The 24656-nt window shown below is 45.5% G+C and carries 30 protein-coding genes and 1 riboswitch; of the genes, 15 read left to right on the top strand and 15 right to left on the bottom strand.

All coding sequences use genetic code 11. From position 1 onward, the window contains the following. Positions 1-290 precede the first annotated feature (290 nt). The 6 genes from ICN19_RS08165 (at position 291) to ICN19_RS08140 (ending at position 3777) form a co-directional block, all read left to right on the top strand. Positions 291-845: a peroxiredoxin gene (locus ICN19_RS08165; protein WP_216246883.1), complete on the top strand. Its 555-nt coding sequence runs from the start codon at positions 291-293 to the stop codon at positions 843-845. A 144-nt stretch (positions 846-989) separates the two neighbouring features. Then, complete coding sequence (locus ICN19_RS08160; protein ID WP_216246881.1) at positions 990-1673, top strand: haloacid dehalogenase type II; 684 nt, start codon at positions 990-992, stop codon at positions 1671-1673. A 10-nt stretch (positions 1674-1683) separates the two neighbouring features. Further along, entirely contained in the window at positions 1684-2082 is a 399-nt protein-coding gene (locus tag ICN19_RS08155) for an MAPEG family protein (RefSeq protein WP_216246875.1), read from the top strand. A 134-nt stretch (positions 2083-2216) separates the two neighbouring features. After that, positions 2217-2375, top strand: coding sequence for a hypothetical protein (locus ICN19_RS08150; protein WP_216246872.1), 159 nt, complete (start codon positions 2217-2219; stop codon positions 2373-2375). A 54-nt stretch (positions 2376-2429) separates the two neighbouring features. Further along, complete coding sequence (locus ICN19_RS08145; protein WP_216246870.1) at positions 2430-3164, top strand: sulfite exporter TauE/SafE family protein; 735 nt, start codon at positions 2430-2432, stop codon at positions 3162-3164. Positions 3165-3306: 142 nt separating this feature from the next. Beyond that, positions 3307-3410, top strand: a riboswitch (glycine riboswitch). A 175-nt stretch (positions 3411-3585) separates the two neighbouring features. After that, positions 3586-3777 (top strand): hypothetical protein, encoded by a 192-nt coding sequence (locus ICN19_RS08140; RefSeq protein WP_216246868.1) that lies wholly within the window; start codon positions 3586-3588, stop codon positions 3775-3777. A 62-nt stretch (positions 3778-3839) separates the two neighbouring features. On the opposite strand, the gene ICN19_RS08135 is transcribed toward ICN19_RS08140, so the two are convergent. The 3 genes from ICN19_RS08135 to ICN19_RS08125 are packed head-to-tail and all read right to left on the bottom strand — an operon-like array spanning position 3840 to position 5399. Then, a complete protein-coding gene (locus ICN19_RS08135) occupies positions 3840-4484 on the bottom strand; it encodes a histidine phosphatase family protein (RefSeq protein WP_216246866.1) in 645 nt (214 codons plus the stop codon). 17 nt (positions 4485-4501) lie between these two features. After that, positions 4502-4900 (bottom strand): GNAT family N-acetyltransferase, encoded by a 399-nt coding sequence (locus tag ICN19_RS08130; protein ID WP_216246864.1) that lies wholly within the window; start codon positions 4898-4900, stop codon positions 4502-4504. Next, positions 4893-5399 carry an MOSC domain-containing protein gene (locus ICN19_RS08125; RefSeq protein ID WP_255536971.1) on the bottom strand — a complete coding sequence of 169 codons (507 nt, stop codon included), beginning with the start codon at positions 5397-5399 and terminating at the stop codon, positions 4893-4895. Before ICN19_RS08125 ends, ICN19_RS08130 begins: the two co-directional genes overlap by 8 nt. Positions 5400-5473: 74 nt before the next feature. Here ICN19_RS08125 and ICN19_RS08120 point away from each other — a divergent pair, with 74 nt between their 5' ends. The 3 genes from ICN19_RS08120 to ICN19_RS08110 all read left to right on the top strand — a co-directional run bounded on the left by ICN19_RS08120 (position 5474) and on the right by ICN19_RS08110 (position 7197). Beyond that, complete coding sequence (locus ICN19_RS08120) at positions 5474-6349, top strand: DMT family transporter (RefSeq protein WP_216246862.1); 876 nt, start codon at positions 5474-5476, stop codon at positions 6347-6349. Positions 6350-6693: 344 nt separating this feature from the next. Then, complete coding sequence (locus tag ICN19_RS08115; protein WP_216246860.1) at positions 6694-6930, top strand: DUF2798 domain-containing protein; 237 nt, start codon at positions 6694-6696, stop codon at positions 6928-6930. 21 nt (positions 6931-6951) lie between these two features. Beyond that, the gene (locus ICN19_RS08110) at positions 6952-7197 is read left to right on the top strand and encodes a hypothetical protein (protein ID WP_216246858.1); all 246 of its coding nucleotides are present in this window, start codon (positions 6952-6954) and stop codon (positions 7195-7197) included. 21 nt (positions 7198-7218) lie between these two features. Here ICN19_RS08110 and ICN19_RS08105 read toward each other — a convergent pair whose 3' ends face one another. From ICN19_RS08105 to can, 6 genes are read right to left on the bottom strand one after another with little or no spacing between them, the layout of a single operon-like run. Continuing rightward, positions 7219-8847 carry a peptide chain release factor 3 gene (locus ICN19_RS08105; protein ID WP_370625186.1) on the bottom strand — a complete coding sequence of 543 codons (1629 nt, stop codon included), beginning with the start codon at positions 8845-8847 and terminating at the stop codon, positions 7219-7221. Positions 8848-8904: 57 nt separating this feature from the next. Then, positions 8905-9642, bottom strand: a complete 738-nt coding sequence (locus tag ICN19_RS08100; RefSeq protein ID WP_215348117.1) for a pseudouridine synthase — start codon at positions 9640-9642, stop codon at positions 8905-8907. A gap of 50 nt (positions 9643-9692) precedes the next feature. Further along, the gene (locus ICN19_RS08095) at positions 9693-11111 is read right to left on the bottom strand and encodes a protein kinase (RefSeq protein WP_216246856.1); all 1419 of its coding nucleotides are present in this window, start codon (positions 11109-11111) and stop codon (positions 9693-9695) included. 5 nt (positions 11112-11116) lie between these two features. Further along, positions 11117-11869 carry a metallophosphoesterase gene (locus ICN19_RS08090; RefSeq protein WP_216246851.1) on the bottom strand — a complete coding sequence of 251 codons (753 nt, stop codon included), beginning with the start codon at positions 11867-11869 and terminating at the stop codon, positions 11117-11119. Between the two features lie 25 nt (positions 11870-11894). Further along, positions 11895-12794, bottom strand: coding sequence for a lipid A biosynthesis acyltransferase (locus ICN19_RS08085; RefSeq protein ID WP_216246849.1), 900 nt, complete (start codon positions 12792-12794; stop codon positions 11895-11897). Position 12795: 1 nt separating this feature from the next. Then, the gene (gene can, locus ICN19_RS08080; RefSeq protein WP_216246843.1) at positions 12796-13467 is read right to left on the bottom strand and encodes a carbonate dehydratase; all 672 of its coding nucleotides are present in this window, start codon (positions 13465-13467) and stop codon (positions 12796-12798) included. 22 nt (positions 13468-13489) lie between these two features. On the opposite strand from can, the gene ICN19_RS10280 reads away from it, so the two are divergent. Next, on the top strand, positions 13490-13786 hold the full coding sequence (locus ICN19_RS10280; protein WP_216231023.1) for a DUF167 domain-containing protein: 297 nt from the start codon (positions 13490-13492) through the stop codon (positions 13784-13786). Positions 13787-13800: 14 nt separating this feature from the next. Here ICN19_RS10280 and ICN19_RS08070 read toward each other — a convergent pair whose 3' ends face one another. Beyond that, positions 13801-14697 (bottom strand): aspartyl/asparaginyl beta-hydroxylase domain-containing protein, encoded by an 897-nt coding sequence (locus ICN19_RS08070; protein WP_216246945.1) that lies wholly within the window; start codon positions 14695-14697, stop codon positions 13801-13803. 159 nt (positions 14698-14856) lie between these two features. On the opposite strand from ICN19_RS08070, the gene ICN19_RS08065 reads away from it, so the two are divergent. Together ICN19_RS08065 and ICN19_RS08060 are read left to right on the top strand one after the other, a co-directional pair. After that, positions 14857-15222 (top strand): hypothetical protein, encoded by a 366-nt coding sequence (locus tag ICN19_RS08065; protein WP_216246841.1) that lies wholly within the window; start codon positions 14857-14859, stop codon positions 15220-15222. A 77-nt stretch (positions 15223-15299) separates the two neighbouring features. Continuing rightward, positions 15300-15620, top strand: a complete 321-nt coding sequence (locus ICN19_RS08060; RefSeq protein WP_011903860.1) for an HU family DNA-binding protein — start codon at positions 15300-15302, stop codon at positions 15618-15620. Between the two features lie 90 nt (positions 15621-15710). Here ICN19_RS08060 and rodA read toward each other — a convergent pair whose 3' ends face one another. The 5 genes from rodA to ICN19_RS08035 are packed head-to-tail and all read right to left on the bottom strand — an operon-like array spanning position 15711 to position 21278. After that, a complete protein-coding gene (gene rodA, locus ICN19_RS08055) occupies positions 15711-16862 on the bottom strand; it encodes a rod shape-determining protein RodA (protein ID WP_216246838.1) in 1152 nt (383 codons plus the stop codon). Further along, positions 16844-18751, bottom strand: coding sequence for a penicillin-binding protein 2 (gene mrdA / locus ICN19_RS08050; protein WP_216246836.1), 1908 nt, complete (start codon positions 18749-18751; stop codon positions 16844-16846). The genes rodA and mrdA overlap by 19 nt, the downstream gene beginning before the upstream one ends. A gap of 8 nt (positions 18752-18759) precedes the next feature. Continuing rightward, positions 18760-19284 (bottom strand): rod shape-determining protein MreD, encoded by a 525-nt coding sequence (gene mreD, locus ICN19_RS08045; RefSeq protein ID WP_216213059.1) that lies wholly within the window; start codon positions 19282-19284, stop codon positions 18760-18762. Then, on the bottom strand, positions 19281-20210 hold the full coding sequence (mreC, locus tag ICN19_RS08040) for a rod shape-determining protein MreC (RefSeq protein WP_216246834.1): 930 nt from the start codon (positions 20208-20210) through the stop codon (positions 19281-19283). Before mreC ends, mreD begins: the two co-directional genes overlap by 4 nt. A 24-nt stretch (positions 20211-20234) precedes the next feature. Further along, positions 20235-21278: a rod shape-determining protein gene (locus tag ICN19_RS08035; protein ID WP_068319852.1), complete on the bottom strand. Its 1044-nt coding sequence runs from the start codon at positions 21276-21278 to the stop codon at positions 20235-20237. Between the two features lie 61 nt (positions 21279-21339). Between ICN19_RS08035 and gatC the strand changes: the two genes are divergently transcribed. The 3 genes from gatC to gatB are packed head-to-tail and all read left to right on the top strand — an operon-like array spanning position 21340 to position 24616. Next, positions 21340-21633, top strand: coding sequence for an Asp-tRNA(Asn)/Glu-tRNA(Gln) amidotransferase subunit GatC (gene gatC / locus ICN19_RS08030; RefSeq protein ID WP_068319845.1), 294 nt, complete (start codon positions 21340-21342; stop codon positions 21631-21633). Then, entirely contained in the window at positions 21630-23147 is a 1518-nt protein-coding gene (gatA, locus tag ICN19_RS08025) for an Asp-tRNA(Asn)/Glu-tRNA(Gln) amidotransferase subunit GatA (RefSeq protein WP_216246831.1), read from the top strand. The genes gatC and gatA overlap by 4 nt, the downstream gene beginning before the upstream one ends. Further along, complete coding sequence (gatB, locus tag ICN19_RS08020) at positions 23144-24616, top strand: Asp-tRNA(Asn)/Glu-tRNA(Gln) amidotransferase subunit GatB (protein WP_216246824.1); 1473 nt, start codon at positions 23144-23146, stop codon at positions 24614-24616. Before gatA ends, gatB begins: the two co-directional genes overlap by 4 nt. Positions 24617-24656: the final 40 nt, after the last annotated feature.

Raw genomic sequence — 24656 nt, 5'->3', positions numbered from 1 at the left:
GACGCATATTGGTTCCGCTGTTTGCACACAGTTTTACACGCTATCGTAACTTTCTGATTACGCTCGATATTTTGACCGACACATTATATAAATTTTGCGCACGAAATGTCAGGGGTGGTGTAACCAATTGATTTCATAGACGAAGCGGTCTATCGGAGGATATTTGAAAATCCTTGTGTCGGTGGTTCGATTCCGCCCCGGGCCACCAAGAAACACCAAAACCACCTTCGGGTGGTTTTTTGTTTTGTCCTTGATCTATGCGGGGCTTTTGTTTTGTATAGTATTCAGATATGACCAATCTAAATCAACTCCCTACAGATCTTCCTATTCCTCAGGATGATGGTTCAACCAATCATTTGAAGGGAATGAAACTACCCAATGTTTCTTTAAAGGCTACCAATGGAACGGTCGTTAACTTTGGCGACATCAAAGGCAAGCTGGTTATCTACTGTTATCCAATGACAGGGCAGCCTAACGTAGCCTTACCAGATGGTTGGGATCAAATTCCTGGGGCAAGAGGTTGTACGCCCCAGAGTTGTTCATTTAGGGATCACTATCAAGAGCTTCAAGCATTGGGCGCAGAGGTTGTGGGTTTAAGTGTTCAAACCACTGAGTATCAAAAAGAGATGGCAGATAGACTTCATCTCCCATTTCCAGTTGTTAGCGATATCAATTATGAATTTCAAAAGGCATTAAAAATGCCAACTTTTGTTGCGGCTGGAATGACTCTCTTAAAGCGAGTCACGCTCATTGCGAACAACGGTGTAATCGAGGCAGTTCACTACCCCATTTTCCCAAGTGATAGTGATCCGGCGTGGGTAATTGACTATTTGAAGAGTCATTAGGGCTGCATCATTGGCCTTGATTGGTTGCCCTTAAGCTGACATGTAGTTGTACAACCACCTTCGGGTGGTTTTTCTTTTGCCTGAGATCTTTAAAAATAGCTTTTCAGCGACAATAGAAACTCATAATAAAAAGCTGGGGACTGCATGTATAAGCTGATAGCCTTTGATGCCTATGGAACATTGTTTGATGTGTACTCGATGGGCCAGTTGGCGGAAGAGTTATTTCCGGGTCATGGCCAAGCTTTTGCATTGATGTGGCGCGATCGACAAATTGAATATACCCGCTTAGTAACGATGAGCGACCCCAATCCAGGCGGAAGCAAACACTACCTCCCATTTTGGGAATTAACAATTCGCTCACTTCGCTATGTATGTAAGCGTATGGAATTAAATCTCACGGCAGAACATGAGAAGCGACTTATGGATCAATATGCGAAGCTTACTGGCTTTAATGACAGTCTAAGCGTCCTTAAGACAATTAAGGGCATGGGAATTTCCACTGCGATTTTGTCTAACGGCAGTAGAGAGATGTTGGCAACAGTAGTCGAAAGCAATGGTCTGGCGCCATACCTGGATAAGGTTGTCACGATTGAGGATGTGCGTTTGTTTAAAACGGCACCACAGGCTTATGAGCTTTTATTAAAAGCGTTTCCAGTGAAGAAAGAAGAAATCTTGTTTGTCTCTAGTAATGCTTGGGATGCGCTAGCAGCGAAATGGTATGGATTTGATGTATTTTGGGTCAATCGCCTTGGCCATCCTTTTGAAGAGATTGGTGAAAAACCAAACTATGAAGGAAATTCTCTAGGCAAAGTTTTAGAAGTTATTTAAGGAGAAATGCATGTTGCTGATGACTTCAATTATTGCCGCAATCTTGACTATTATTTTCGTAAAGCTTTCATTTGCGGTAATTGGGCTTAGAAGAAAAAATAAAGTTGGCCTAGGAAGCGGGGGCTATGACGAGTTAGAAAGGGCTATTCGTGCACAAGGTAACTTTGCTGAGTATGTGCCAATCGGACTTATTTTAATTGCTTGCCTTGAATTAAATGGAGCCCCTTGGTGGCTTGTTATTCTCCCCGGCATCACTTTAATTATTGGGCGCTTAATTCATGCCAAAGGTATTAATGAGCCGCCACCCAATTTTAGTAGTCGGGTATTGGGGATGAAATTCACTTTTGGGACTCTCATTACATTGGCAATTCTCAACTTAGGCTGGTCCTTATATAGCCTATTTGCATAGGGATTGCCTAATCTGCATTTTATTTTTCTAATGATGAAGTATAGGCAGGCCTTTGGGACGTTTTTCTTGGTGAATCTGCTATAAATTAGTCGTAACTTGCTCAATGGATATCATCGAATAAATCGGGATACAAAATGAATAAAAAACTCCTTATTACTATTGCATCGGTTTTATTTACTCTGGCCCTAGGGGGCTGCCTTGCCAGCACAACCTCTCCTGACGGAGTTAACTGTAACTATGCTCAGGGTAAGCCCATGTGGGAAATGCCGCTGGATTGTCAGGGCGGTCGTTAAGGGGTTGACGAAGTATTTATTCGGCCACCTTTTGTTAATTTGAGATGATTAACCTTGCCTGATCTGATTCTTCAGGCCCTGGTCCTCGGCTCGCTGGGTCTGGGCGCCGGGGTTTTGGGTGGCGTTATTGGTTTTGGCACCACCATCATCTTAATGCCCGCTCTCGTTTATTTTTATGGGCCTATTCAGGCAATCCCTGTTATTGCTCTGGTTGCGACAGTAGCCAATCTCTCGCGCATCTTTTTGTGGTGGGGTGTCATTCGGTGGCGCGTTTGTCTTGTTTATAGTCTTACAGCTATTCCATTCACAGTGTTGGGTGTGAATACTTTGGTGCAGCTTGATGAGCGACTAATTGAAATGACCTTAGGCGGTTTTTTAATTTTGCTAGTACCAATTCGCCGCTGGATGCGTAAAAAGAACTTTTATTTAAAGCTTTGGCAGATGAGCCTGGTTGGCGCGGTCATCGGTTACTTGACGGGCATTGTTGCCACTACCGGAGCAATCAATACCCCTTTCTTTTTAGCATATGGCTTAAGTAAAGGCGCCTTCTTGGGCACAGAGGCAGCAAGCACCCTATCAATTTTATTTACCAAGGGCATAGCATTTCACCAGCTAGGCTTTTTGAACATGCTGGCTATCATGCAGGGTCTTCTAATTGGAGTTTGTGTTTTGGCTGGCTCAATTTTTTCTAAAAGAATTGTATTGGCACTGCCAGAAGATAAATTTTTATTGCTGATGGAGTTGGTCATGTTGATCTCGGGACTCTCTATTTTGGCGATGTCCTTTTAGTGCATTGGTACAAATCACTAGTTTGATAAATCTAACATTCAGTTATAATTTTCATAAGCAGGAGAGCGAGGGATATCCCTCCACCGAAGGCGCAAACTCCCATGAACGCTCAGGTATCCACCAGGAAGGTACTGCTTATCCTAAATAGCCGTCTGGAGAGTCACCGTTTCTATGGTGCACCGAAGGAGCAAGCCCTAAGCTACGCTTAGTGTGAATCTCTCAGGTATCAAGGACAGGGGGAGCGGCATCCGTCAACGCGGCCATAGTCCGCTAGCGACGGGCTGCTTTGGGAGAGTCTCTATGCATATGCTGATCAAATAGTTCGCCAATTTTTATCATGCCGCAAATGCGGTCTATTAAATTCATCGATATTTCCCAAAATCTACTTTTATTTTGGGCGCTAACTTATCAAGGTAAATGTATGACAAACAAATTTGTTGAAGAGGCTCCATATCATCCCGGCTACGAAGATGCTGGCTTTAAAGGCGTTGCTTCGCCTTTGGCCGCAGAAATTGATCGCTTCAGAAAAAGCAATTCTCGTTACTTAGGCTTTGCTGATGTAATCGTTGATTTTTGTGTTTCAGATCAAAATAAATTACATCCTACCAAGTAATTACAAAATAAATAAGCCATCCTTGGGTGGCTTATTTATTAAGGGGAATAGATTTTAGTTTTTTATAGATCTAAATTATCTAGCGATAAATTTTCTAGGTGGCTAGTGTCAGCCCAACCATCCACTTTCCAAGTATGCCCATCGTGGCTAATCCAATTGAGGGAGGCATTCGGTACGGCAACGGCCTTTTCAGCATCCAAGGGTTGATTGCTTGCAATCCTGTACATCATGTCTAATGCGCCACCATGACTCACTAATAAAACCGTTTTACCAAGATGTTGCGCGCGGATTTTCTCAAGCGCAGTTTTGATACGGTTTGCAAATTGCTCAATGCTTTCTCCACCGCGCAATTCTTCAGTAATATTTCTGCTTAGGTGAGATCTCCAAAGTTCCGGTTCAAGCTGGGGCGCTTCATCGGTGGTCAGTCCCTGTAGCGCTCCAAGGTGCCGCTCTCTAAGCTCAGTATTGGTGATTGCGGATGTACCAAACAATTCCTCAATTGCTTTTGCAGTCTTGGCAGCCCGCTGGAGATCGCTGGTATATAAAACATCAAATGCAAGATTAATTTTTTTGATAGCGCACGCCATTTGCTCTGCTTGCGCCAAGCCTCGAGCATTTAGGTCTATATCTGTATGGCCTTGAAGGCGGCGCTCAGCATTCCAGTCGGTCTCACCGTGGCGAACCAAACAAAATCGAGTAATAGTCATGCCGCAATGATAAAGACTTAATTATTTTTCATAGTCCACGCACGCGGATTATGTTCAAAGCCAATGTGCCCGTAGTATTCGTTTGCCTTGGGCGCGGCCAATAGGACAATCATGCACTCGGGACCAAGTCGAGATTTGGTTTCTTCAATCAGTTGCTTGCCAATTCCAGAGCGTTGATATTCTTGATCGACCGCTAAGTCTGCAAGGTATGCCACGTAAGCAAAGTCAGTTAAGGATCTAGAAATGCCTACTAAAGTTTCGCCATCCCATGCGGTGATTGTAAGGTTGGCATTTTTGAGCATCGCTTCAAAGGTTTGTACATTGTGAATGGGGCGACGCTCCCCAAGAGTTGAGCGTTTGTAAAGTCCTATCGCTTGCTCGGCAGTAATAGTGGCGTTGTCGCGGTATTCAATCATTTGTCTTCTCTGTGGATAGTTGATCACCAATAGCTAGGACTCCAGAGCTTAAAACCTCAGCACGAATCCCCCCGCGCCCTTCAAATGCATCCATGAAGCTTGGTCTACTGAGTAGTTGAGCGGGCCTTTCGCATGGAGTACAAAGTTCGGTGCCCAGCATTTGAATGCCCCCTAACTGAAATCGCTTACCTACCAGGTCATTGAGTTCGTCTGCCGTGATGCCCTTAAGGGCAATATTTCGGCGTGTTTCTGCAGCATCAAAAGTGGGCTCATCGCCAGCTTTTAGCCAATCATTTGCCGTTTCTATGCCCGATAGGCTAATTAAGCTGATATGGCGCACCTTAGCGGGCTCTGTTGCAGAATATGCTCCAGTGCCCATGGCATAGCGGTCTCCCTCAATACCTATGCCGGCATTGAGTTTGGCGGAGTGAACAGATTGCATCTCTGCTCCAGCAGAAGTCGCAAGATAAATAGCTTGTATGTGGGCGTTGAATTTCATAGGCAGTAGTTGAATATTACAGCCCACCTGCGATCGATTGTTAATACAATTAATTCAATACAAGAAAAAGGGCGATGGTGAACAAAGAAACCAAAGGAATGTTAATTGGCTTTATTGGCATTCTGATTTTTAGCCTAACGCTGCCGGTTAGCAAAATTGCTGTTTTAAGCTTCAACCCTTATTTCATTGCTTTTGGTAGAGCAAGCTTAGCGGGGGTTGTCGCGCTCGCTTACCTGGCCTATAAAAAAGAAGATTTGCCTTCCAAAGTCGATTTTGTAAAGTTTGTAGTGATAGCTTTGGGCGTTGTATTTGGATTTCCTATTTTTACTACGGTAGCAATGACCCAGGGCTCTTCATCTCATGGCGCTGTTATTTTGGGAATGATGCCGCTTGCAACAACGGTGATTGGGGTGCTGCGTTTTAAGGAGCGTCCCTCATTTGGTTTTTGGCTGGTATCCCTATTGGGGGCCGGCTTGGTTGTTTTGTATGCCTTGCTCAAGAGTTCGGGAAGTTTTACCTATATTGATGGACTGCTGGTCTTAGGCGGCATCAGCGCATGTATTGGCTACGTAGAGGGCGGCGAGCTATCTAGAAAGATGAACCCTCGCGCCGTAATTTCATGGGCATTGGTAATTTCATTGCCGTTAAATTTCGTAATGACTTGGTTGACGTATAGCCCGGAATATATTTACGTGGGCACAGTGGCATGGACTAGCTTTGTCTATCTCAGTTTATTTCCTATGTTCCTTGGCTTTTTCTTTTGGTATGAGGGCCTTGCAATTGGTGGCATTGCAAGAGTAAGCCAAGTGCAACTCATTCAACCCTTTTGCACTTTAGTAGCAGCCAGTATTTTGCTTGGCGATCCGCTAACAATAATGAACTTAATCTTCGCAGTTCTGGTGGTATCTACAGTCATACTGGGAAAAAGAATGTTGGTTAGAAGGGCTTGATGAAATTAAAAAGCCCCGAGTGGCGGGGCTTTTTAATTATGCAACTACAACTTTATGTTTGCTAAGAGCTCGCAATATTTTGCTTTTCTCTTTTGGTTTAGTGCTTGTTTCTAATAACTTAGTAAGCTGTGCTGAGTTAAGGGGCCCTAAGCGCGCTTTACCAGTTTTGGTAAGCATAGAGTCGTTTTTTCTGGTTCTTTGATTTTGGCCTACAGCCATAAATTTCCTAGAGTAATGGAATGATGAATCTCAATGCTTGCTTCAGAGATTCCCCTATCTAGGGCGCACAATAGTGATCACAGTCCAGAATAACAGTTAACACCTGCAGAAGCTATGATGTACCCATGATGAATTTTCCCAGTTTAGTTTTTGCCCTTGTAATGGGCTTCTTAATGTCTCTCAGCATTACGCTGGCCACTACTTTTGTACGAGTCGGTCCAGCAGGAAATTTCTTTTGGTTATGGCTTGAGGTTTGGGTCGTAGCCTATCCAGTGGCGATTGTCTGCATTTTGATTTACAGACCAACTGCAAGCAAAATTACTGCAAAGATTTTACAAAAGCTGGGCTCTAATAAATCCTAAATACATCTGAGTGAGTGCTAAATGAACGTACTGCTAAAAATTTTTATACCTAGCGTGAGCTGCATATTGGTATTGAGTGCTTGTGCTGCGGTGTATACCGATGCCTCTGACTCTAATCACGTTACTTTCTTAAATAGTAGCGGAGAATCGATGGAGCAGTTAACAAAAAAGGCAAATGCGTATTGTGCGCAATACGGTAAGACGGCTTCTTTCAGAAGCAGTGATACTCAGTTGGTTGCCGTGTTTGATTGCAAGGCGCCTCGTTAATTTATTGAGGCGGTTGGCTAATTAGCCTGCCAAATCCGATTGATAAATTAGGCCAGCGTGCTCTCTCAGGGCGTGGAATTGAATCGATTCCCATCGTTGTTGAGCAACATCCAATTCAGATTTATGTGATGCCAAGAAGACGGATGCGCCTACAACATCTTCGGCCATGCGATGGATATTTTCTTGGGTAAATTTCTTCAGAGCAACAGGGTCATCTGAGCTAACCCAGCGCGCCAAACTGTAGCGAGCAGGCAATAGACGTACCTCTGCGCCATATTCGGTTTGGAGTCGGTGACTGACTACTTCAAATTGAAGCTGGCCAAATGCGCCCAGCAACATCGTGCCTCCAGCCATTGGTCTGAAGACTTGAATGGCGCCTTCTTCGCCTAATTGCATTAGTCCAGTCCGCAATTGTTTAGAACGCAGCGGATCCGCAGACTCAACCATGCGGAAAATTTCAGGCGCAAAAAATGGTAGACCTGTGAACTGTAGCTGTTCGCCTTCAGTTAATGTGTCGCCAAGACGAAGCAAGCCATGATTGGGTAAGCCAATGATGTCGCCAGGAAATGCTTCATCCAAAATATCGCGTCTTTGTGACAAGAAGGAAAGTGCATTATTGGTGCGCACCTCTTTACCATTGCGGCAAATTTTGAGTTTCATACCACGCTGAAAATGACCAGAGCAAATTCTTAAAAATGCTACTCGGTCTCGATGCGCTGGATCCATGTTGGCCTGAATCTTGAATACGACTGCTGAGAATTTGTTTTCTGCAGGGCTGACTTCACGTTGCAATGCTTTGCGTGAACCAGGCGATGGCGCTAACTCAACCAGTGTATTGAGAATCTCACGCACGCCGAAGTTGTTGATTGCGGAGCCAAAGAAGACTGGGGATTGACGCCCTGCTAAAAACGCTTCTAGATCAAATGCAGGCATCGCTTCTTTGATAAGCGCCACTTCAGCCAAAGCGTTTTCTAGATCGGCCCCCAGGCGCTCTTTAAGGGCAGGATCATTTACATCAACTACTGCATGGGAGTCTTCGGTAACGCGATCCTCGCCAGCCTTGAACATCCGCATTCGCATATTGGCAATGTCGATCACGCCAGCAAAAGACTTGCCCATGCCAACTGGCCAGGTAAATGGAACCACTTCAATGCCGAGAGCGTTTTCGATCTCATCCATTAATTCCATTGGTGGCTTTACTTCACGGTCCATCTTGTTGATGAAGGTGACAATAGGTGTATTGCGCGCGCGGCATACTTCAAGCAAGCGTAATGTTTGAGATTCAACGCCATTAGCAGCATCAATCACCATAAGAGCAGAGTCAACTGCAGTCAATACTCGGTAAGTATCTTCTGAGAAATCTTGGTGACCCGGAGTGTCTAACAGGTTAATGATGCAATCGCGATATTCCATCTGCATCACAGAGCTTGCTACAGAAATACCCCGTTGTTTTTCAATCTCCATCCAGTCGGAGGTTGCATGGCGACTTGCTTTACGTGCTTTAACACTACCTGCAATTTGAATGGCGCCCGCATAGAGCAGTAATTTTTCAGTAAGCGTAGTTTTACCCGCATCTGGGTGAGAGATGATGGCGAAGCTGCGACGTCTAAGTACTTCTGCGCCTGGCGTGCTGGGGATGGAGGTTTCGATGGTAATTTTGCGCCACTTAATCTAAGTTTGGTCGCAATTATAAGCGGGTGTGAGGCTTCAGAATTGCTCTTCAGGCCTTACGTAGCGCCATTGGCCTGGAGGTAGGGGCCCCAATGAGATGCGACCCATTCTGACGCGTTTGAGGCCCAACACCTTAAGACCCACCATCTCACACATCCGGCGAATTTGGCGTTTACGACCTTCACGCAAAACAAAGCGAAGCTGATCTTCATTTTGCCAACTTACTTGTGCCGGCTTAAGTTCTACACCGTCTAGCGATAGACCATGTCTTAAACGATCCAAATCTTCGAAAGAAAGTAAGCCTTCAACGCGCACTAAATACTCTTTTTCAATCGGACTATTTTCACCGATCAATAGCTTGGCTATACGCCCATCTTGAGTGAGGACCAGCATGCCGGTGGAATCAATATCTAGCCTTCCTGCTGGAGCCAGACCTTTGGTGTTGAAGCGTGGACTTCTGCCCTTATCTAATGGGCTGGCAAAGTAATTTTCAGGGGTGATTAGAGAGGCTGCAGGTTGGTATTCCTGCTCATCGTCGTAATGAGAGATATATCCAACGGGCTTATTCAAAATCACGGTGATGCGAGAGGCTTGTTGTGCCTTGGCACCAGATTGAAGTTCAATTTTTTGATGACGGAAAGCGCGAACCCCTAACTCATTCACCACTTCACCATCTACCGTTACGAGGCCTTGCTCAATATATGAGTCCGCTTCGCGACGTGAGCAAAGACCTAGCTCAGAGAGTAATTTTGAGACGCGTACTTTTTCTTCCATCCCTGCATTATCCGTCAATTACCGCCCACGGGGAGGCAATAGAAACCATCTTAAGTCCTGACAATGTGCACACTGCAGGGGGCTTCCTCGACGATCTTCGTCATGGAAGTTCTCCAAGGCGTTACCTTGTTGGGTAACTTATGTGATGCGCCAATGAGAATGAGGGATGCATCATTATCTTTGGCAAACTCAACAATCCGTGAGGCGGGATCAAGTGCTTCTAGCACGTGATAAGAGATTCTCTCTGGCGGCAGCTTTAGTGGTTTGGCCCAATCCATCAGTTGTACTAAGTGGCCACGCACAATGCCACTGGCAGTCTCATTCTCTTGGTTGCCCTCGAACGTTGGAGTGCTGCTAATAGTGCTTAAGCAAACCAATCTACTTTCGGGATAAGCTTGCAATAGGTTCTTCGCAGTAATTTGCATGCGCTCTCTTAAGTCTTCGTCTGATTGGCGTGTATCAATTGCAGCAATCATCAGGGGCGCATCAAAGTTACCCATACTTGGGCGCGGACTTGGGGATGGTTCATAGCCAGCGGCTTTGAACATGCCCTTGAGGTTTTGCCAAAAACTAGGCGGCTCAACACGATCGGCCCGTTCGGTAAGTGTTACACCCTCAGGATCACGCAATACCTGTCGCAAGCGAGCAGCACTTTGGTAGCGATCGGCTGCACGAGGCTCTAGACATCTCAATACTACCTCTTGAAGCCAGCGTGGAATTTCTCTGCGAATTGCGCGCGGTGGAAAAGGCTCAGCCCACATTCGTCTTCGTAGGCCACTCATTGTTTGTGGATTGCCGAATGGCAGTTCGCCTGTAAGTAACTCATACATGATTGCGCCGATAGAAAAAATATCACTGCGCGAATCTGAGCGAATTCCAGCTACTTGCTCGGGAGAAATATAAGGCGCAGATCCAACACCCTTACGCATTTCTTCTGCAAGCAAATCTGGATAGCGAGCATGATGCGATAAACCAAAATCAATAAGTGTTAATTTGCCCTTGTCATCAATCAAAATATTTTCAGGCTTGATATCTAGATGTATTGCATCTTGAGAGTGAAGTGATTGAACTGCTTGTGCAAGATCTACTCCGATGCGAACAACTTCATCGATTGTAAAAACCTTACCTTCTTTGATGTAGTCTTCGAGAGGGCGCCCTTCGACTCTTTCCATTGCAATATAAGGGCGTGTGGCCATATTGCCAGAGCCCAAATATTGAGGAACATAGGGACTTTTAAGAGAGCGCAGGATGGTTAGCTCGGTTTCAAAGCCGATCAAACTTTCTACTGGCTGGGCTCTACCAACGCGCGGAATCTTTAGCAGAATGGGTACGTTAATACCTTCTTTAGTTGCTGAAAAGAGGCTGGCCATTCCGCCGCGATGAACCTCTTTGCCCAGAGTAAATCCATCAACTACTTTACCCTCTTGAAATATATCGTCTACTGCTTCAATGTCGGTATTAATGGCCATTAGATTTACTTGCCAGTAATGAGGCGGTTTGCTAGGTCTTCTGGTAGGCCTGCACGACGCACTTTATCTGCTGCAGTAAAGTGATCATAGGGCGTGCGATGAAACGTCAGCACTTCAGCTTCGGGCTCAAAAATGGCAAAACAGGCTTCCGGATTTCCATCTCTGGGTTGACCAAGCGAGCCTACAACCCCTACCCATTGACGATGGTGCAGAACTGGAATTTCATCGCCAGGATGCGGTTCAAAGCGTATGAGTTTGCCAACGGCACTTTGATAAAACAAGGCTTGTTCGTGCGCATGGCCAACAAAGGTGTAACTTTTCCCGGAGTTTTGTGCGCAGCGCCAAGCGCTCATGCTGTCGGTGATGTAATTCCAATCTCCCGGATTATGTGCAGAGGCATGGACAAAGCAAACCCGATCTTCTTGAATGATCAGCGGTAAATTTTTAAGAAACGCCACATGCCCAGAATTGAGCTGAGACTTAGTCCACTCAATGGCGGCATTTGCGCTCGCGTTCATTTGGCTGCGACTATCTTTAAAAATCGCTTCATCATGATTGCCCAGAATGGCAATGGCCTTTTTGCTATCAACAAGATCTGCAATTCGATCAATCAGCGCTACTGGGTCAGCGTTATAACCAACAAGGTCGCCCAAGAAAACCATCCGGGTTACGCCAAGTTCTTGCGCGCGCTCCATGCAGGCTTCAAAAGCCTCTAAATTGCTGTGGAGATCGGCGAATAGCCCAATACGTTCAGTCATCCCTTAATGATAGGACAAAAGACCTCTAGATAGAAGGGTTATAGGGGCTTGGACTGTTGTCGGGACGGTTTTTGAAGCGCTTGTGCACCCAGTAGTATTCAGCCGGCCGAAGTCGAATTTCATCTTCAAAATATTGGTTAAGTCGAGCCGTGTCTGATTTTGGATCTTCCCCGGGAAAATTTTCTATTGGCTCTTTAATTTCACAGAGATATCCAGATTCATCCGCCTTCAAAGTAGTTGTCATTAGACAAACATCGGCGCCTGTAATTTTGGCTAAGCGAGAAATCGTTGTGATTGTATTGGTTTGAATTCCAAAAAATGGCACGAACTCAGAATCTTTGAGGCCTAAATCAATATCCGGCGCAATGATAATGAAGTCACCGTTGCGAATTTCTCGAATGATGGCTTTCACATTCCCCTGTCGATCAATAGAGTTGCCACCAAATCGATTGCGCCATTCCACAATTTTCTTATTAAAAAATGGATTTTTCATTCTTTGAAAAAATCCGGAAGTTCGTGGCCAGTGTTTTTCTTTGCAAAGCGCACTCAAAATAATGCTGCCTTCAATTCCAGTGAAGTGCATATTCACTAAAATTCGAGGTTTTTTGCTAGAAAGATCTACTGCTGACTTCACCTCGATCATATTACTCAACTGTTTAGAGCTCCCGCACCAAATAATGCTTTTCTCTACAAGGCTACGGCCCAGTAAACGCCAGTGTTGTTTGCTTAAGCTGTCAATTTCTGCAGAGTTTAATTGCGGAAAGCATAGGCGAAGATTGGTTTTAACGACCCGATTTCTATCGCTGGGAATGCGAGCAGCTATAAAGCCAAGCCCATATCCAATGGCAACTAATAATTTATAAGGTAGCAGCGCAAGAATCTTGAGTAGCGCAACAACTACTTGATTGGAAATGGATTTGAGCAAATCAGTTTTGTTCTAGTTCGTATCGCTTTACTGACTTTGCGTAGCGCTCAGTCATTTCTTCGATTGAGCTGCTAGACATACCCAGATCATTTACAAGGCCAGTCTCAAGTCGGTAAGCCCAACCGTGAACCGTTAGATCTTGTCCGCGCGCCCATGCATCTTGCACGATGGTGGTTTCACAAACGTTCACTACTTGCTCAATCACGTTGAGCTCGCATAAGCGATCTTGACGTTTTGGAGTTGGGATCATGTCACCCAGATAGCGTTCATGTTTTTGATGTACATCTTTAACGTGGCGTAACCAATTATCGGCAAGGCCAACCCGCTTATCTGCTAATGCTGCATGTACGCCGGAGCAGCCATAATGACCAACCACCAGTATGTGCTTCACTTTAAGCAAATCGATAGCAAATTGAATAACCGACAAGCAATTTAAGTCTGTATGGACAACTACGTTTGCAACATTTCGATGTACAAATAATTCACCAGGCAATAAGTTAACAATGTCATTTGCTGGTACTCGACTATCAGAGCAGCCTATCCAAAGATATTCCGGAGCTTGTTGAGAAACTAAGCGCTTAAAGAAGTTGGCATCCTTGGCCACCATGCTTTCAGCCCAGTTGCGATTGTTTGTAAATAGCTGCTCTAAGGCTTGGGAATTCTTCATCGTCATGGTTTCAGTTTAAAGTACTTTGATGACACCTATTTGGTTAAAACAAACTCCCACCGGAATCACCCTAAATTTGCATTGCCAACCAGGGGCAAAGCAAACCAAAGTTGTCGGTTTGCATGATGGTTGTCTAAAAATTTCTCTACAGGCACCCGCCCTTGAAAACAAGGCAAATGAACTTTTATTGGCCTGGCTTTCTAAGCAGTTAAGGGTGCCCCAGAAGCAAATTCAATTTGTTTCTGGTCAAAATAGCCGTAAGAAAAGAGTAGAAATATGGGGCCCTATCAGCCCCGAACAAATTGTTCAGCTATTAAGCCCCTAAATTTAATTCTTTGCCTACCAAAAAATAGCCCACAAAATTCCCAGAATGAGCACCCATTTGCCTACGTAATAAACAGTGCGATGTTTTGCTTTTAGCTTTTTGGCTTGCGCGCGAAGTTGGTAAAAATACGTAAACAGAACATTTACAAACCCAACTTTTTCACCCTCTTCATTTTGAGAGGAGGCTGCGCTCATGACATATCGCCCAAACCAGCGATTGAATAACTCAACCACTTTGGTGTAAACCGGGCGCTCAACGTCGCAAAATAAAATGATCCTCTGTTGATCGGTTTCGTTGGCGGCAAAGTGAATGTAAGTTTCATCAAAAATTACTGCTTCTCCATCTTTCCAGTGATAGCGCTCTCCGTCGACCTCAATGAAACACTTAGGATTGTTTGGTGTAGACAGGCCGATGTGATAGCGCAAGGAGCCCGCATAGGGGTCTCGGTGGCGCACTAAAGTTGCTCCAGGAGGCAGTGAGGCGAACATCGCCGCCTTGATGGTGGGAATGGACTTCAGTAGAGCGACTGTTTTTGGGCACTTGGCTAGGGCTGATGGCACCTCTTTTCCGTACCAGCAAAGGTGAAAACGCTTCCAGCCGGTGCGAAAGAAGGAATTAAAGCCAATGTCGTTATATCCGGTAGCAGCAGCAATTGACCCGCCTTCCTGCAGAGAAAGCGCCTCTTGCCGTATGGTTTCCCAGTTTTCGTGAATAGGCTTCATCTCGGGAAATTGGCTAACCGGAACAAAGGCGCTGGCCTTTACTTTTGAAAAGAGATACAGCAGGGTATTTACTGGTGCTAGAAGTACCTGATAGTCAGTGAGGGACCTTACTATGCCAAAACGCACCTTTCCTCTGAAATAGACGTAAATAGCTGACGCTACAAAAATAAAAAAGATGATGTGCCGGATTTCCATAAGTTTTATCTATATTTAAAGCTGTTATTAGTATTTTAATTTGGTTACCCGCCTCAAATAGAGTAATTCTTGGAACTAGATGCTCATATACTTCTGATAGAAGATATAAGCACCCGCCTAGGGTTTGTATGGTGATTTACCAAGGAAATTCTGATGAATAGCTTTATAAAGTGGCTCTTAAGCCTTGTTTTAATTGGGTTAGTGGGTATTTCCGTCTATACATGGGCTATGCTGAATTGGAGCTACGGAAGTGGCGAGCGTGCTGGATATGTACAGAAATTCTCTAATCGCGGCTATATATGCAAAACCTGGGAGGGTGAATTGGCCATGGTTTCCATGCCCGGCACTATGTCAGAAAAATTCCTCTTTACGGTGCGTGAAGATGCTGTGGCGCAAAAAATAAATGCTAATTTAGGAAAAAAGGTTGCTCTCAAGTATGAGCAACACATCGGCTTGCCGACAACCTGTTTTGGCGATACGGAGTATTTTGTTTCTGATATCGCAGTTTTGGAAGAGTAGTTTGTAGTCGCATTAAAAAATTGCTGTAACGCAACTTTATTTTTGTAATTTTTTGTGGTTAAAATCATGTAAGCGTAATGTGCGCTGACATCAATATCTATAAGGAGCTTCACTTGAACAAAGCCGAACTAATCGCAGCGATTGCTGACGACGCGGAGATTTCTAAAGCCAAAGCTGAATTCGCATTGAATTCTGCTATCGACACAATCATCAAAGCTGTTACTAAAGGTGACTCAGTACAACTGATCGGCTTTGGTACTTTTGCTTCTGGCAAACGTGCTGCACGTATGGGTCGTAACCCAAAAACTGGCGAGCCACTCAAAATTGCTGCTGCGAAAACTGTTAAGTTTTCTGCTGGTAAGGCATTTAAAGATTCAGTTAATAAGCGTAAGAAGTAATTCTTCCTTTGTTGATAAAAAAGCCCGGCATGCCGGGCTTTTTTATTTCCTCAAGAATCTAAAAAAACAAAACCACAATATTGCGTTGGGTCAGCTTTGCACCAATCGGCGATGACGATGAATACTCATCAATATGCCCGCACCAAACCCCAGGGTAACTAGTGCAGTGCCACCGTAGCTAATAAATGGTAGCGGCACTCCTACAACAGGCAATAGACCGCTCACCATACCGATGTTCACAAAAGCGTAAGTAAAGAAAATCAGAGTGACTGCTGCGCCCAACAGGCGAGTAAATAAATTCGGCGCACTTGCAGAGATGGCTAGGCCTCTCTTAATTAAGGCAAAGAAAAGTGCTAGCAACACCAGGTTACCCAATAGACCAAATTCCTCAGAGAAAACAGCAAATACAAAGTCGGTATGTTTTTCTGGAATGAATTCCAAATGCGCTTGAGTGCCTTGAAACCAGCCTTTGCCAAAGAATCCACCTGAGCCAATTGCGATCATAGATTGAATCGTATGAAAGCCTTTGCCTAAAGGGTCGCTAGTTGGATCTAGCAAAGTGCAGATGCGATGTTTTTGATAGTTATGCACGAGTGGCCAAACTACATCGTGAGCACAGATGGCGCTGCCGAAAATAATAATTAGCAAAATACCAACAACACCTAATGCTACAAACGGCAAAATCCACTTCCAGGGCAAGCCCGCCAAAATGATGACGTAAAGACCTGCAGCAAAAACTAAAAGAGCGGTTCCTAGATCGGGTTGGCGTGCGATTAAAAATACTGGAATTGCCAAAATAATTGCAGCAACTCCGTAGTCCCAAGATTTTTGAATGCCTTCACGCTTTTGGAAGTACCAGGCAAGCATGAGCGGCATTGCAATCTTCATAATCTCAGAGGGTTGAATCACAACACCAATATTGAGCCAACGACGCGCACCCTTTTTAATTAATCCAAATGCAGCCACTGCAATTAAAAGGGCAACACCAAGTCCATATATCCAAACTGCACCCATCTCAAGCCACTTTGGCGGTATACGTGAAACGATCCACATCACCACAAAAGAGAGCGCAAGATTGCGCAACTCTTCTGCAATTTGCACAGGAGTATTTTGACTTGCTGATAAAAAAGTAAAAAAGCCAACAGCCGCCAAGCCAAGCAGAATAAGGCCTAGCTGGCGATCCAACCCAGCAAAGATACTGAAGAAAAATCCTTTAGCTTTTATTAAGGGGCTCTTTTCCATTCAGGAATCTCCTTAGGCCACTTGCCCTCAATGTAGTAGTCCAATGCTTTACGTGCGATTGGTGCAGCATATTGCGCACCAAAGCCTGCGTTCTCCACCACCATGGCAATCACAATGGTTGGCTTATCTATTGGTGCAAATGCAATATACAAAGCATGGTCACGCAAGAATTCTGCAGTAGCGCTATGTTTATATTCTTTGGAGTTCAAGCTAAAGACTTGTGCAGTTCCTGTCTTGCCGCCGACTTGATAGCCGGTGCCTTTAAATGCCGCCGCAGAAGTGCCTGAAATATTTACTTCTAGCATTGCTTTTTTAATGACTTCAATATTCTCAGCGTTGAGATCTATGCGATAACTTTCTTTTGGTGTAGTTAATACTCTATTGCGAGTAAATGGATCTTCAATAGCTTTAACTAAGTGCGGCTTCATCACAATACCGTTATTTGCAACGTTTGCCATTGCATGAGCCAATTGCAAAATAGTAAAGGCGTTATAGCCTTGACCAATACCCAGTGAAATTGTTTCACCCTCGTACCATTTTTGCTGCTCTGGCTTTTTGAAAGTATTTTTCTTCCACTCTGTAGAAGGTAGAACGCCTCTTGCTTCGCCTTGTAAATCAATGCCAGTAATTTGACCAAAGCCAAGTGGCTTCATAAAGTCATGCATCATGTTGACGCCCATATCACGGGCAAGTAAGTAGTAATAGGTATCGCAAGATTCAACAATCGACTTTTGCATATCCACAATGCCATGACCACCTTTTTTATCATCGCGGAAAGTATGATTACCAAAGTCAAAGTAACCAGGATCAGAAATGGTTTGTGATGGCGTGCGCTTTTTATTTTCTAATGCTGCCAGCGCCATGAAGGGCTTGTATGTTGAACCTGGTGGATAGATGCCTTTCAGCGGACGGTTATAAAGTGGCTTCTGCGGTGAATCGTTCAGCTCTTTCCACGTTACTGAATCAATACCCTCAACAAAATCATTGGGATTGAAGTTGGGCTTTGAAACAAAAGCTAAGACATCTCCAGTTTCAGGTTCAATTGCGACAAACGCGCCACGGAAATTGCCGTACAGCTGCTCAACCAAATATTGCAACTTGATATCAACAGAGAGAACCACATTCTTGCCGGGAATCGATGGCGAGCTAGAAAGTGTGCGCACTGGTTTTCCGCCAGCAGTAATTTCTACTTGATCGTAACCGGGCACTCCGCGCAAAACAGTTTCGTAGCTTTGCTCTAAACCAATCTTTCCAACGTACTGGATGCCAGGCAAGAAAGATGCCTGCAAAGCATCTGGATCATCTGCTTTGGCGCCTTCGATTTCAGCCTGCATGCGCTCCTTGTCTTTCTGAGAAACGCGGCCAATATAGCCAATCAAATGGGAGGCTAATTCGTTATATGGGTACTCTCGGAAGCTTCTGGCGCGGATTTCTACCCCAGGAAAACGGTAGCGATTGGCCATAAAACGGGCTGTTTCGGTCTCATTGAGCATCGAACGCAAGGGAAAAGTGCCCATATTTCGTGAATCTTCGAGGGATCGCTTGAAATTACGCTTATCTCTGGGTGAAATATCAATAATTTCGGAAAGATCGCTAATCAGTTGGTCTACGTTGCCTTTTACCTCTTCAGCATTCACATCCAGAGTGAGGGCGGAATAATTCCTGCCGATCACAATGCCATTACGGTCAATTAGTAGGCCTCGGTTTGCAGGAGCGGGAACGAGAGCAATACGATTGCTTTCTGCCAATAGGGCATATTTTCCATGGCTGACGAGTTGTAGCCATACAAGGCGAGTAACTAGTAAAAAGAAGCAAACCGTAACAAACAAGGTCGCAATATGAATGCGCTCTTGAAATGAGTCTAAGTCAGGCTTTTTAAAAGAAACCATCTTGTTTCTTAAAGCGGTCGATTGTGGTCAACATCTATAGGGCGACGCTGTGGCGCAAGCAGAATGCGTGTTGCTATTGGCCAGAGCATCGCTTCAATCAGCGCTTGAATAGCGCCTGTCAGAGCCCACCAGTAGAGTTCTCCACTGAGTAACCAATGTGCCAATACCGGAAAGAGCGATACCAATAAGAAAATCGGCAGTAGATGCAACGCTTGAGACAGCACCGTGAGTGCCACGATGCGCCTGTGCCAGGAGATGGCAACGTAAGCTACAAGCGAGTAACTAAAGGCGTGCAAGCCAAGTAGATCCGAGTTGTGTACATCCATCATCAAGCCCAGAATGAACGCGGTAATCACGCTCACATAACGGTGCTGATGAATGTTCCAAAACACAATACAAAGGATCAGCCAATCTGGTACCCAACCATAATTACCAATCGGCAGCAGATTTAATAGCAGCGCACAAAATAAGCTGAAGTAAATAAAGACCGGATTTACCGGGCGCAGAATATAGCCGCTTTGGAAATCAATCATTGCATTCCCCGCGCACGAGTTTGTCGGCGCCCTGGTGCATTACTTGCACCAGCAGCAGATTTGTTATTTAGTGTCGGCGCTTTGGCATCAAACTGCGGATCATATAAAAGCGCGAGCGCTTGACGATAGCGATTGACTGCTGCAACTGGTACACAAAAAACGTTTGATGAATTTTTATCGACATTGCGTTCAATTTTGCTAATGACAGCCACCGCAAAACCTGGGGGATAAACACCGTCAATTCCTGAGGTCAGCAAAATATCGCCAACTTCCAAGTCGCTGGCTACCGGTAAGTAGCGTAGCTCCAGTGGATTGCCGCGCCCGGCCCCAAATACTGCCGCGCGGAGCCCATTGCGGGCAACTTGGACGGGGACTGCAAAATCTCGGTCTTCCAGCAATGAAACCTCTGCAGAGCGCTCATAAAGGCGGACTACCTGGCCCAAAATGCCAGAATCATTGGCAATGGGATTGCCAAGCTTCAGGCCATCATTGCTGCCGCGATTAATCACAATCCGTTGTGAAATTGGGTTGGGCGGATTGAACAAAATTTCTACTGGCAATGTTTTGAATGGAACCTGTTTTTGTAAAGCCATTAGCTCGCGTAGGTTTTGGTTTTCCACCATCAAAAATTCAGATTGATTTGCAAGCAGAGAAAGTTCTGCTTGGCGAACTTTCATGACTTGGTTTTCTTGATCAAGAGTTGATCTTGTTGTGAAATATTCTGATGTTGCTTCGAGCGCATTGCGCGGAGCCATCATGACATATTCAAGGGGACGCAAAACCCAGTTCACATTGTTGCGAATTGGATCAAGTGCTTTAAAGCGAAAATCGATCAGCATCAGAGCGATGCTGATCGACAGACAGACAATCAGTTTAAGTAAGGCCGGAATGCCCTGTCTGAAAAGTGGTGGAGCGCTATGTTGCAATTCCCTGGTCGACGTGTATGTCGCTTACTCGTGCGAGAACACTCCGCCTAACTTATCCATGCGCTCAAGTGCGATACCGCAACCACGAGCCACGCAAGTTAAAGGATCTTCTGCAACATGAATTGGCAAACCAGTCTCTTCAAGCAAAAGGCGATCAAGGTCGCGCAATAGGGCGCCGCCGCCTGTGAGCATCATGCCGCGCTCAGCAATGTCAGATGCCAACTCAGGGGGGATCTGCTCGAGAGCGGCTTTTACCGCAGTCACGATTTGATTCAATGGATCAGTTAATGCTTCCAAAATTTCATTGCTGGTAACTGTGAAGCTACGTGGAATACCTTCAGAAAGATTGCGACCTTTTACTTCCATCTCGCGTACTTCGGCGCCAGGGAAAGCAGAGCCAATCGTTTTCTTAATCAGCTCAGCAGTTTGTTCACCAATCAACATGCCGTAGTTACGACGAATGTAATTGGTAATTGCTTCATCAAATTTGTCACCACCAACGCGCACTGAACCTTTGTAAACCATGCCACCTAATGACATCACGCCAACTTCAGTTGTGCCACCACCGATGTCGACAACCATCGAACCTGCCGCTTCTGAAACTGGCAAGCCAGAACCAATTGCAGCAGCCATCGGTTCTTCAATCAAAAATACTTGTGATGCACCAGCGCCTAATGCAGATTCACGGATCGCACGACGCTCAACTTGAGTAGATCCACAAGGAACGCAAATGATGATGCGTGGGCTTGGCTTTAATAATTTGCTTTCATGCACAAGCTTGATAAATTGCTTGAGCATTTGTTCAGTAATTGTGAAGTCAGCAATAACGCCGTCTTTCATTGGGCGAATTGCCTCAATATTCCCTGGAACACGTCCCAACATCGCTTTTGCCTCTTTGCCGACGGCCAAAATGGTCTTTTTGCCGTTTGGACCACCTTCTTGGCGAATTGCCACAACAGAAGGTTCATCAAGGACAATACCCCGCTCACGCATATAAATTAAGGTGTTGGCGGTTCCTAGGTCGATGGCTAGGTCATTGGAAAAGTAGCTGCGGAAAAAACCAAACATGATGTAGTGGGAAAATAGAAAGTGTTAATGAAAATATATAGGAATGATACTCTAGCGCCCCATGAAACTTGATGATGTCCAGCGCATTGCGCACCTTTCTAGGCTTGAGTTAAATCAGGCAGAAGCCGAGGCAGTTTTGCCTCAATTGCAGGCTATTTTTTCCTTGGTTGAGGAAATGCAAGCAGTTGACACAACTGGTCTTGAGCCTTTGGCTCATCCAATCCTCTTTTTACGTGATTTGGCTCAGCCTATGCGTGCTGACCAGGTTACTGAGTCAGACCACCGCGCTGAAAACATGCAATCAGCCCCTGCACAGCAGGATGGCTACTTCTTGGTGCCAAAGGTGATCGAATGAGTTGGCACAACACCCCGATTGCCTTAATGGCAAAAGCACTGGCTGCAAAAGAGGTCTCCAGCACTGAGCTAACCCAGTACTTTTTGGACCGTATTGAGGCTGGAAAACAGTGGAATGCTTACCTTGATGTGAATGCTCACTTAAGCTTAGAGCAAGCAAATAAAGCAGATCAGCTAATTTCATCTGGCAAAGCTGGCAAGTTAACCGGCATCCCTGTTGCCCACAAAGATGTCTTCGTAACGCGTGGCTGGAAGTCGACCGCAGCCTCCAAAATCTTGGCTGGATATCAGAGTCCTTTTGATGCCACGGTAGTGGCTAATCTGGGAATCCCAGACGAAAACAATCCCCATGGGGCTGGCATGGTTTGCCTGGGCAAGACCAATATGGATGAGTTCGCAATGGGCTCATCCAACGAAAACTCAGCGTTTGGACCGGTTCTAAATCCATGGAATTCAGCCCACGTAGCAGGCGGCTCATCTGGCGGCTCTGCTGCAGCGGTTGCTGCAGGACTAGCCCCAATTGCCACTGGTACTGATACTGGCGGCTCGATTCGACAGCCAGCTGCGTTTTGCGGCCTAACTGGAATTAAGCCTAGTTATGGGCGCGTATCTCGTTACGGCATGATCGCCTACGCCTCTTCGCTCGATCAAGCGGGCCCGATGGGCAAGACTGCAGAAGATTGTGCTTTGCTACTTTCGGCAATGTCTTCGCATGATCCGCGTGATTCCACATCTTTAGCGGACTCCGGCGAAGATTACGGTCGTTACCTCAACCAAAATTGGAAAGAGGGCAACTCAAACCCTGCAAAACCATTAGAAGGTTTGCGTGTTGGTTTGCCAAAAGAATTTTTTGCTGAAGGTCTGGCAAGCGATGTTGCCAAATCCGTTAACGAAGCGTCCAAGCTTTTAGAAAACTTAGGTGCTACATTGGTTGAAGTCAGCTTGCCTAAAACTAAATTATCAATTCCGGTGTATTACGTTTTGGCACCCGCAGAAGCATCGAGTAATTTGAGTCGCTTCGATGGCGTACGTTACGGTTATCGTGCAAATGAATATCGTGATCTAGGTGACATGTATGCCAAGTCTCGCACTGAAGGTTTTGGTTCTGAGGTAAAGCGACGCATCATGATTGGAACGTATGTTCTTTGTCATGGTTACTATGATGCTTACTATCTGCAGGCACAAAAAATTCGTCGAATTATTGCGGCAGATTTTCAGGCTGCATTTAATCAGTGCGATGTCATCCTGGGGCCTGTAGCCCCTGATGTGGCTTGGCGCTTGGGTGAAAAGTCAAAAGACCCTGTACAAATGTATCTAGAAGATATTTACACCCTGTCTACTAACTTAGCAGGCTTGCCAGCGATGAGTGTTCCTTGCGGATTCAATACAAACAATCTACCAATTGGTATGCAACTTATCGGCAACTATTTTTCTGAAGCGCGCTTGTTGCAAGTGGCTCACCAATATCAGCAAGCCAGCGATTGGCATTTGCGCCCAGCAAGCGAGGTGGCATGATGCAATGGGAAGTTGTCATTGGTCTAGAGACCCACGCACAGTTACAAACACAATCGAAGATTTTCAGTGGCGCAAGCACACGCTTTGGTGCTGAGCCAAATACACAAGCATGTGCGGTTGATCTTGCATTGCCCGGTGTTTTGCCGGTCCTCAATCGTCAAGCAGTAGAGCATGCGATTCGATTTGGGCTAGCAGTGAATGCAAAGATTTCACCTGCAAGCATCTTTGCTCGCAAAAACTATTTTTATCCCGACTTACCAAAGGGCTATCAAATTAGCCAAATGGAAATTCCAGTTGTAGTTGGTGGAAAAGTTGAAATTCTGGTTGGTGATGAGGTGAAGGTGGTTGAGCTCACCCGCGCCCACATGGAAGAGGACGCAGGCAAATCAGTCCATGAAGAGGGCTTTACTGGCCCCCACGGGGAACCGTCTAGTGGCATCGATTTAAATCGTGCCGGTACGCCTCTCCTGGAGATCGTGACTGAGCCAGTGATGCGCAGCGCTGCTGAGGCGGTTGCCTATGCCAAGGCACTGCATGGTCTGGTGGTATGGCTTGGCGTTTGTGACGGCAATATGCAAGAAGGTTCATTCCGTTGCGATGCGAACGTATCTGTTCGCCCCATGGGACAGGCTGAGTTTGGTACCCGTTGCGAAATCAAGAATCTGAACTCCTTCCGCTTCTTGGAAGAGGCAATTCAATACGAAGTGCGTCGTCAAATTGAGTTAATTGAAGATGGCGGCACCGTTGTTCAGGAGACCCGCTTGTACGATCCTGATCGTCAAGAAACACGCAGCATGCGAAGTAAAGAAGACGCGAATGACTATCGCTATTTCCCAGATCCTGATTTATTGCCAGTAGTCATTGATGACGCATGGATTGCAGATGTGCGTAGCAAGATGCCTGCACTTCCTGCGCAGTTGCGTGATCAGTGGCAAAGCGAATTCGGTTTAAGTGCCTATGATGCGCAGTTGCTCACACAAGATCGCGATACTGCAAAAGTATTTGAAGATCTATTGGCAATCGTTGGTAAGCCATTGGCAAAAGCAGCTGCAAATTTAATTGCCGGTGAACTTGCATCGTCATTAAATCGTGCCGGTATTACAGCAGCAGATGCACCACTAAAGGCAGAGCATTTGGCGCCATTGCTCACTCGCGTAGCAGATGGCACCATCTCCAATAAGATTGCTAAAGATATCTTTGCGATTCTTTGGGACGAGGCTGTTGCTGGCAAGGCTATTAGCACTGTGGATCAAGTGATTGATGCCAAAGGCTTGAAGCAGATTAGCGATAGCGGTGCAATTGAGGCCATCATTGATCAAGTATTGGCAGCCAATCAAAAGTCTGTGGAAGAGTTTCGCTCAGGCAAAGAGAAAGCGTTTAATGCATTGGTTGGTCAGATCATGAAGGCCTCACAAGGTAAAGCCAATCCTGGTCAAGTCAATGAGCTCTTACGTAAAAAACTAAGCTAACTAAGTTCATAAGATTGGTTAATAAAAAGAAATTAGAGAA

Origin of the sequence: Polynucleobacter sp. AP-Capit-er-40B-B4, assembly GCF_018882245.1 — a bacterium.
Classification (GTDB): Bacteria; Pseudomonadota; Gammaproteobacteria; order Burkholderiales; family Burkholderiaceae; genus Polynucleobacter.
The sequence above is the reverse complement of the archived record's forward strand: the minus strand, read 5'-3'. Positions and strand labels throughout refer to the sequence as shown.